Annotated in this window: 7 protein-coding genes and 1 pseudogene; 6 read left to right on the top strand and 2 right to left on the bottom strand. The window is 73.7% G+C overall.

What is annotated here, in order from left to right; genetic code table 11:
* The first annotated feature begins 127 nt into the window (after positions 1-127).
* Positions 128-751, top strand: coding sequence for a GntR family transcriptional regulator (locus LJ221_RS17285; protein ID WP_241717631.1), 624 nt, complete (start codon positions 128-130; stop codon positions 749-751).
* A 146-nt stretch (positions 752-897) separates the two neighbouring features.
* Positions 898-3,579, top strand: a complete 2,682-nt coding sequence (aceE, locus tag LJ221_RS17280) for a pyruvate dehydrogenase (acetyl-transferring), homodimeric type (RefSeq protein WP_241717630.1) — start codon at positions 898-900, stop codon at positions 3,577-3,579.
* A 126-nt stretch (positions 3,580-3,705) separates the two neighbouring features.
* Here the strand turns inward: aceE and LJ221_RS17275 are convergent, their stop codons facing one another.
* Together LJ221_RS17275 and LJ221_RS17270 are read right to left on the bottom strand one after the other, a co-directional pair.
* Complete coding sequence (locus tag LJ221_RS17275; RefSeq protein WP_241717629.1) at positions 3,706-3,810, bottom strand: methionine/alanine import family NSS transporter small subunit; 105 nt, start codon at positions 3,808-3,810, stop codon at positions 3,706-3,708.
* A complete protein-coding gene (locus LJ221_RS17270; RefSeq protein WP_241717628.1) occupies positions 3,810-5,399 on the bottom strand; it encodes a sodium-dependent transporter in 1,590 nt (529 codons plus the stop codon). Before LJ221_RS17270 ends, LJ221_RS17275 begins: the two co-directional genes overlap by 1 nt.
* Before the next feature lie 90 nt (positions 5,400-5,489).
* On the opposite strand from LJ221_RS17270, the pseudogene LJ221_RS17265 reads away from it, so the two are divergent.
* The 4 genes and pseudogenes from LJ221_RS17265 to LJ221_RS17250 form a co-directional block, all read left to right on the top strand.
* Positions 5,490-6,458, top strand: a pseudogene (locus LJ221_RS17265) (helix-turn-helix transcriptional regulator).
* Between the two features lie 155 nt (positions 6,459-6,613).
* Positions 6,614-7,141, top strand: a complete 528-nt coding sequence (locus tag LJ221_RS17260; RefSeq protein ID WP_241717637.1) for a DUF4240 domain-containing protein — start codon at positions 6,614-6,616, stop codon at positions 7,139-7,141.
* 94 nt (positions 7,142-7,235) lie between these two features.
* The gene (locus LJ221_RS17255) at positions 7,236-8,126 is read left to right on the top strand and encodes a TIGR01777 family oxidoreductase (RefSeq protein WP_241717627.1); all 891 of its coding nucleotides are present in this window, start codon (positions 7,236-7,238) and stop codon (positions 8,124-8,126) included.
* A gap of 273 nt (positions 8,127-8,399) precedes the next feature.
* Positions 8,400-8,760: FAD-dependent oxidoreductase (locus LJ221_RS17250; protein WP_241717626.1), on the top strand; the 361-nt coding region annotated here is incomplete at its 3' end.

Below are 8,760 nucleotides of genomic sequence, written 5' to 3'. Positions count from 1 at the left end.
CCCCCCCCCCCCCCCCCCCCCCCCCCCCCCCCCCCCCCCCCCCCCCCCCCCCCCCCCCCCCCCCCCGCCGTGCGGGCGGGGCCCGTATCGTCGTTGTCCCCCCGAAGAAGGCAGAAAAGGAGCGCCCATGGCACCGCCCGTCGTCCACTCCCTGCGCGAGCAGATCCGCGAGCACATCGTGGAGGGCATCGTCCGCGGGCGCTGGAAGCCGGGCGAGCGCATCGTGGAGCGGCGGATCGCCGTGGAGCTTGAGGTCAGCCAGACGCCCGTGCGCGAGGCGCTGCGCGAGCTGGAGACGCTGCGGCTGATCGAGTCGGCGCCGAACAAGGGCGTGCGGGTGCGGAACCTGACGGCGGCCGATCTGGAGGAGATCTACCCGGTGCGCGCCGGGCTGGAGCAGATCGCGGCCGAGCTGGCCGCCGACCGCCTGGCCGAGGATGTCTCGGTGCTGGAGGAGCACGTGGCGCGGCTGTACGAGGCGGACCGGGCCGGGGACGGCGAGGCGCAGGTGCGGCACACGGTCGCCTTCCACCGGGAACTGGTGCGCGCGTCCGGGAACAGCGTGCTGCTGCACACCTGGGAGTCGCTTGGCATCGGGGTGTGGACCACGCTCGCCATCCGCTGGCTGGGCACCCGGCAGCAGTCGTACGCCGAGGAGCACGAGGCGGTCGTGGAGGCGTTCCGCGAGCGTGATCCGCGCATCGGCGAGCTGGTCAAGGAGCACGTCCTGGGATGTGCACCGCGTGCCTGATTCACGGCACTGAATGCCAATTTCGTTCTTCCGGCATTTTCTCACGCTCCACCCTTTGATCGATCATCGATCGTGGGCGTACAGTCCGGCAGTGGGTGTGACACCCCCCACCCCATGTCCCGTCCTGTCCGGAAGGCGGCCACACCATGACCGACGCCGAACGCCCCCTCAGCGAGCTCGACCAGCTCGTCGACCGCGACCCCGAGGAGACCGCCGAGTGGGCCGCCTCCCTGGACGCCGTCGCCCGCGAGGCCGGTCCTCACCGGGCGGCGTACCTGATGCGGCGCACCCTGGAGCACGCCGGCCGCACCGGACTCGGCCTCCCCGCGCTGCCGGAGACGGACTACGTCAACACCGTCCCCACCGCCGCCGAACCCGCCTTCCCCGGCGACGAGGACATGGAGCGGCGGATCGCCGCCTGGAACCGCTGGAACGCCGCCGCCATGGTCACCCGCGGCTCCCGCTTCGGCGTCGGCGGCCACATCGCCACCTTCGCCTCCGCCGCCTGGCTCTACGAGACCGGCTTCAACCACTTCTTCCGCGGCAAGTCCTCCCCCGAGGCCCCCGGCTCCGGCGACCAGCTCTACATCCAGGGCCACGCCTCACCCGGCATCTACGCCCGCGCCTTCCTCGACGGGCGGCTGACCGAGGCGCAGCTGGACAACTTCCGCCAGGAAGCCGGCGGCGGCGGGCTGCCCTCCTACCCGCACCCGCGCAGGCTGCCCTGGCTGTGGGAGTTCCCGACCGTCTCCATGGGCCTGGGCCCGCTCTCGGCGATCTACCAGGCCCGCTTCAACCGCTATCTGGCCGGCCGCGGCATCAAGGACACCTCCGGCAGCCGCGTTTGGGCCTTCCTCGGTGACGGCGAGATGGACGAGCCCGAGTCCACCGCCGCCCTCGCCCTCGCCGCACGCGAGGGGCTGGACAACCTCACCTTCGTGGTCAACTGCAACCTCCAGCGCCTGGACGGCCCGGTCCGCGCCAATTTCCGGGTCGTGCAGGAGCTGGAGGCCCAGTTCCGCGCCGCCGGCTGGCACGTCGTCAAGTCGCTGTGGGGCTCGGCCTGGGACGATCTGCTCGCCCTGGACACCACAGGCGCCCTGGTCAGGCGGCTGCGCGAGGTGCCCGACGCGCAGTTCCAGACCTACGCGACCCGCGACGCCGCCTACATCCGCGAGCACTTCTTCGGCGCCGGCCCGGCGCTGGCCGAGATGGCGAAGGTGCTGACCGACGCGGAGATCACCGAGTGCTTCCACACCTCGCGTGGCGGCCACGAGCCCCGCAAGGTGTACGCCGCGTACCGGGCCGCGCTCGCGCACGAGGGCGCGCCGACGGTGATTCTGGCGCAGACCGTCAAGGGCCACACTCTCGGCCGGGGCTTCGCCTCCAAGAACGCCAACCACCAGATGAAGAAGCTGACGGTCGAGGAGTTCAGGGACATGCGCGACCTGCTCGGCCTGCCCATCCCCGACAGCGCCCTGGGCGAGGGCCCGGTGCCCTACGGCCACCCCGGCCCCGACTCCCCCGAGGTACGCTACCTCGCCGAGCGCCGCGCCGCCCTCGGCGGTCCCGCCCCGGCCCGCCGCATCCACCCGGTTCCGGCGCTGCCCGAGCCTCCCGAGCGCGCCTTCGCCGCCCTGAGGAAGGGATCGGGCAAGCAGGAGACGGCCACGACCATGGCGTTCGTACGCCTGGTCAAGGACCTGATGCGGGATCCGGAGACCGGGAAGCGGTGGGTGCCGATCGTCCCCGACGAGGCCCGCACCTTCGGCATGGAGTCGCTGTTCCCCTCGGCCGGCATCTACTCGCCCAAGGGCCAGACGTACGAGCCGGTCGACCGCGACCAGCTGATGTACTACAAGGAGGCGGCCGACGGGCAGATCCTCAACGAGGGGATCACCGAGGCCGGCGCCATGGCCGACTTCATCGCCGCCGCCACCTCGTACGCCACGCACGGCGAGCCGATGATCCCGTTCTACATCTTCTACTCGATGTTCGGCTGGCAGCGCACCGGCGACCAGTTCTGGCAGCTGGCCGACCAGCTCGGCCGCGGCTTCGTCGTCGGCGCCACCGCGGGCCGCACCACGCTGACGGGCGAGGGCCTGCAGCACGCCGACGGCCACTCCCACCTGATCGCGGCCACCAACCCGGCCTCGCTCAACTACGACCCGGCGTTCGCCTACGAGATCGCGGTGATCGTGCGCGACGGCCTGCGCCGGATGTACGGGCCGAAGCCGGAGGACATCTTCTACTACCTGACCGTCTACAACGAACCGAAGGTCCAGCCGCCCATGCCCGAGGGCGTGGAGGAGGGGATCCTCAGGGGGCTGTACCGCTTCCGCGAGGGGACCGCCTCCTCCCCCGACGCGCCCCGGATCCAGCTGCTGGCCTCGGGGACCGCCATCCACTGGGCGCTGGACGCCCAGCGCCTCCTCGCCGACGACTGGGGCGTGACCGCCGACGTGTGGTCCGCCACCTCCTGGAGCGAGCTGCGCCGCGATGCCCTGTCCTGCGACGCGGCGCAGCTCAACGGCGAGGAACGCGTCCCCTACGTCACCCGCGCGCTGTGCGGCGCGCCCGGCCCGGTCCTCGCCGTCAGCGACTGGATGCGGGCGGTGCCGGACCAGATCGCCCCGTGGGTGGAGCAGGACTGGTCCTCGCTGGGCACCGACGGCTTCGGCCTGTCGGATACCCGCGAGGCGGCCCGCCGCCACTTCGGGGTGGACGCCGAGTCGGTCACGGTGGCGGCCCTGGACCGGCTGGCCCGGCGCGGCGAGGCCAAGCGGGAGACGGTGCGTGAGGCGGCCGGGCGCTACGGCCTGGTCTGACGGGCCCGCCCGGCGGCCCCTCCCCGCGCCGCCGGGCGGCTCCGGCCGGCCGCGTCTCCTCCCACCTGCCGGGAGGCGCGCCCGGCCCCGCTCCGGACCGGACCGGGGACCCCGCGCCCGGGGATGTCAGTACTCCTCGGTGTGGCCGCGGAGCCTGAGGACGGCCGCGAGCAGCCCGCCCCACACCACGGCCATGGCCACGATCATCATCACGACGGCACCCGCCGACATCAGTACCTCCCTTCCCCGGACGTGCCCGGCCGGCTCTCCACAGGGCCGCCCGGCCCCGAGGGTTCCGTACCCGCCGGCTCCGTGCCGCGCGGCCAGGGGAGCAGGGAGGCCAGCACTCCGAAGACCAGCGCCCCCAGGGCGACCGCCCACCCGGACCAGAACAGGAAGCCGGACGGGTATCCCCCGTAGTTCTCGTCGAACTCCGAGCGCAGGCTGTCCACCATCATCCAGCCCAGCACCAGCGGGGTGACGACCCCCAGCGCCAGGCGCCACCACACGCCCAGCCGGATGGCGGAGGTGGCGTTCGCGTCCCGCTGGAGCACCGGCAGCCTGCGCAGCACCCAGGCGATGACGATCACCGCGACCAGGGATGCCAGGGCGATGCCGTAGCGGTTGATGAAGTGGTCGGCGGAGTCCAGCAGGTACAGCCCGCTGTCGGTGGGGAAGAGCAGGATGGAGACCAGGGCCGTCAGCCCGCCGGCGCCGAGCACGGCCGCGAGGCGCCCGATGCCGGTCTTGTCCTGCACCGAGGCGACCACCACCTCCACGATGGAGATCAGCGAGGTGAAGCCGGCGATCGCCAGGGAGCCGAAGAACAGCAGGCCGAACAGGGTGCCCAGCGGCATGTTGGAGATGATCGTCGGGAAGGCGATGAACGCCAGGCCGATGCCGTCGGTGACGGTCTCCCCCACTGGTGTGCCGCCGGCGGCGGAGAGGAAGCCGAGGGTGGCGAAGACCCCGATGCCCGCCAGGAGCTCGAAGGAGCTGTTGGCGAACCCGGCGACCAGCGCGGAGCCGGTGAGGTCGGCATGGCGGCGCAGGTAGGAGGCGTAGGTGATCATGATGCCGAAGCCGACCGAGAGGGAGAAGAAGATCTGCCCGTAGGCGGCGACCCAGACACCGCCCTCGGCCAGCGCCCCCCAGTCGGGTGAGAACAGCGCGTCCAGGCCGGTCCCGGCGCCGTCCAGGGTGACCGCGCGGATCACCAGGACGACGAAGAAGACCACCAGCAGTGGGATGAAGATCCGGTTGGCCAGCTCGATGCCGCGCCGCACTCCCATGGCCAGGACGGCCAGGACCGCGATCCAGATGACCAGCAGCGGCCAGAAGACGCCGCCGACGTAGGAGGAGATCCAGCCGGGCTGCTCGGCGGCGCGCAGGAAGTCGCCGAAGAAGTAGGCGTTCGGATCCACGCCCCACCGCTCGCCCACCGAGAAGCCCACGTAGCGCACCGCCCAGGCCAGGATCACGGCGTAGTAGGCGGCGATGACGAAGGAGACCGCCACCTGCCACCAGCCGATCACCTGCGCCGGACCGGACAGCCGGCGGAACGCGCCCGGCGGGGACTTCCGGTAGCGACGGCCGAGCGTGTACTCCAGGATCAGCAGCGGCAGGCCCGCCGTCACCAGGGCGATCAGATAGGGCAGCAGGAACGCCCCGCCGCCGTTCTTGTATGCCTCGGAGGGGAAGCGCCAGATGTTGCCGAGCCCGATGGCCGAGCCGATCGCCGCCAGCAGGAAGCCCGTACGGGTCCCCCACTGGGCTCGGGGCGGCGGAGTCGTCGGGGTGCTGCTGGATTCGGTGGCCATATGTGACGTTCCTAGGCTTTTGTCCCTGCGGGTTGACAGCACGCTAACAGCGCGCGCCGCGCCGCGCGCTCCGGCGGGGATGATGGGCGCATGCGTGCTGCCCGGCTGATCGAGATGGTGCTGCTGCTCCAGACGCGGCGGTCGATGACCGCCGCCGAACTGGCCGAGCGGCTGGAGGTCTCCGAGCGCACCGTCGCCCGCGACGCGCTGGCCCGGTCGGCGTAGGCGGGGATCCCCGTCTACGCCGACCGGGGGCGGGCCGGCGGCTACCGGCTGGTCGGCGGCTACCGTACCCGGCTGACGGGTCTGGGGCGCGACGAGGCGGAGGCGCTGTTCCTGTCCGGGGTGCCCTCCGCGCTGCGGGAGATGGGCCTGGCGGACGCGGCCTCGGCCGCCCGGCTGAAGGTGGCCGCCGCCCTCACGCCCGAGCTGGCGGACGCCCCGCGCAGCGCGGCGCAGCGGTTCCATCTGGACGCTCCCGGATGGTGGCGGCCCACCGAGACCCCGGAGGCGCTGAGGGCGCTGGCCCGGGCCGTGTGGAACGACCGGCCGGTCGCCGCGCGCTACCGCCGCCGGGACGGCTCCGACGCGGGGCGGACGCTGGAGCCGTACGGCCTGGTACTCAAGGCGGGCGTGTGGTATCTCGTCGCCCGCGCCGACGGCGACTCTCGCGTCTACCGGGTGGACCGCTTCGGCTCCGTCACCCCGCTCGACGGGAGGTTCGAACGGGAGGCGGACTTCGACCTGCCCGGCTTCTGGGAGGAGCGGGCCGCGGCCTTCGCCCGCTCGATCCTGCACGAGACCGTCGTGGTGCGGCTGACGGAGGCCGGGAGGCACGCGCTGCGGCACGCCGCCGACCGGGCGGCGGCCGAGGAGGCGCTGGCGCGGGGGGAGACCGACGAGGAGGGGCTGACCACCGTCCGCCTGCCCGTGGAGTCCCTGGACATCGCCTACGACCAGCTGCTCGCCCTCGGTCCCGAGTGCGAGGTGATCGGCCCGCCCGGGCTGCGCGAGCGCGTGGCGCGGGCGGCCGAACGCATGGCCGCACTCTACCGGTGACCGCCAGGCGTCCGGTGCGCGCCCGGCACGCTGCCGCCGGTACCGGACATCTCCTGTCGGGTTCTCCCCCCCCCCCGGTCCGGGGCGGGCGCCACGCCGGTCGGGCGTCCCGCGTGCGGGCGGCCCGGGCAGGGCGGATCCTTGGTCCCGTGACGATGCACGAGACGGAGTTCTGGGAGCTGGTCGACAGCACGCGCGAGGCCGCCGGAGGCGATCCGGCCGACCACGCCGAGCTGCTCGTCGACCGGCTGACGCTGCTCGATCCGGACACCGTCGCGGACTTCGCCCGCCACTTCGAGGCCAGGGTGAACCGGGCCTGGCGCCGGGACGTGCGGGGCGCGGCCCGGGTGCTGCTGGGCGAGGCGGACGAAGACGCCTTCGACTCCTTCCGCTGCTGGCTGGTCGGTCAGGGCAGGAAGGTGTTCGAGGGCGCGCTGCACGACCCGGACTCTCTCGCCCACCTGCTGGAGGACTTCGACCCGGGGGTGGACGGCGAGGGCGGGGACATCGGCGGCGCCGCGGACGAGGCCTACGAGCGGCTCACCGGCCTGGAGCTGCCCGAGCCCGGCCTGCCCGAACCGCCCCCGGAGCCGGAGGGCGCGCCCCCGGACTTCGGGGACGACCGGGCCCTGGCCGCGGCCTTCCCCCGCCTGTGGGAACGCTTCGGGCCGCCGCGGGGGTGACCGCGCACTCCGGGGGGACCGGAGGGCACCGGGGACGCGGACATGCCGGTCGCCGTGCCTCGCCATCGGACCGGCCGTCCACCAGTATTGCCCTATGCGTATCGCGGTCACCGGCTCCTCCGGTCTCATCGGCCGGGCACTTGTGGACTCCCTGCGCGCCGACGGGCACGAGGTGCTGCCTCTGGTGCGGCGCCCGGCCCGGACGGGCGAGGAGGTGGAGTGGGATCCGAGGAGGCAGTACGTGGACGCGGCCGGGCTGGTGGGCTGCGAGGCGGTGGTGCACCTGGCCGGCGCGGGCATCGGCGACCACCGCTGGACCGAGGCGTACAAACGGGAGATCCGCGACAGCCGGGTCCTGGGAACGGCCGCCGTCGCCGAGGCCCTGGCCTCGCTCGACACCCCGCCGCGCACCCTGGTGGTCGGCAGCGCCGTCGGCTACTACGGCGACACCGGCGACCGCGCCGTGGACGAGGACGCGCCGCCCGGCCACGGTTTCCTCGCCGATGTCTGCCAGGAGTGGGAGGAGGCCGCCGCGCCCGCCGAGGAGGCGGGCATCCGCACCGTGTACGCCCGCACCGGACTGGTGGTCTCCCGCACCGGCGGGGCGTGGGGACGGCTGTTCCCGGTCTTCAGGGCCGGGCTGGGCGGACCGCTGGGCAGCGGCCGGCAGTACTGGAGCCACATCGCGCTGCACGACCACATCGCCGCGCTGCGGCATCTGCTGGACGCCGGGGAGCTGTCCGGGCCGGTCAACCTGACCGCGCCCGAGCCGGTCACCCAGCGGGAGGTGGCCGCCGCGATGGGCCGGGTGCTGCACCGCCCGGCGGTGCTGCCGGTGCCGGCGTTCGTGCTGCGCGCGGCGCTGGGCGAGCTTTCCACCGATGTGCTCGGCAGTCAGCGGGTGCTGCCCCGGCGGCTGCTGGAGTCCGGTTTCGTCTTCGCCTTCCCCGGTATCGAGGACGCCGTCCGGGCGGCGCTGCGCTGACCTCGCGCCCACGGACCCTTCAGCCGGGCCGTGCGGGTGGCGGGCGGGTGGCGACCGGCGGCGGGCTGTGCGGTACGAGCCGGATTCGACCGGTATGCGACCGCCGTACACCCGTGCGCGACCAGTGTACGACCGTGCCCGGCGCGTGCGCTGCTTTCCGTGATCACCCGCTTCCCCAGGGTCGGCTTGAAAGCACGCGTCGAACACCCCTTCGGAGGGCAGGAACCCCTCCGGACGTCCGCTCGCGCCGCAGTGTCGACCACGGGAGGTTCCATGCCCGGCAGCGCGCTCCGCCCCGGCCGAGGCCGGGAGACCACCGATGTCGTCGTCGTCGGCGCGGGCCTGGCGGGCCTGGCCGCCGCGCACCATCTGACCGGCGCCGGGCTGCACGTCACCGTGCTGGAGGCCACAGGCGCCGTCGGGGGCCGGATGGCGACCGAGGAGATCGACGGCTACCGGCTGGACCGCGGCGGCCGGCCGCTTCTCTCCGGCTGGGCCGAGCTGCGCCGCTGCCCCGGTCTGGCCGGGCTCGATCTGCGCCCCTTCTCCTCCGGGGTGCTGATCCGCGGCGGCGACCGCGCACTGCGCGTCGGCGCACCCCACACCGCCCGGCGGCCCCGCGGCGAGCGCGCCC

Origin of the sequence: Streptomyces sp. CNQ085 (genome assembly GCF_022614595.1) — a bacterium.
In the GTDB taxonomy this organism is placed as follows: Bacteria; Actinomycetota; Actinomycetes; order Streptomycetales; family Streptomycetaceae; genus Streptomyces.
This window is presented reverse-complemented; position numbering and strand designations above follow the sequence as displayed.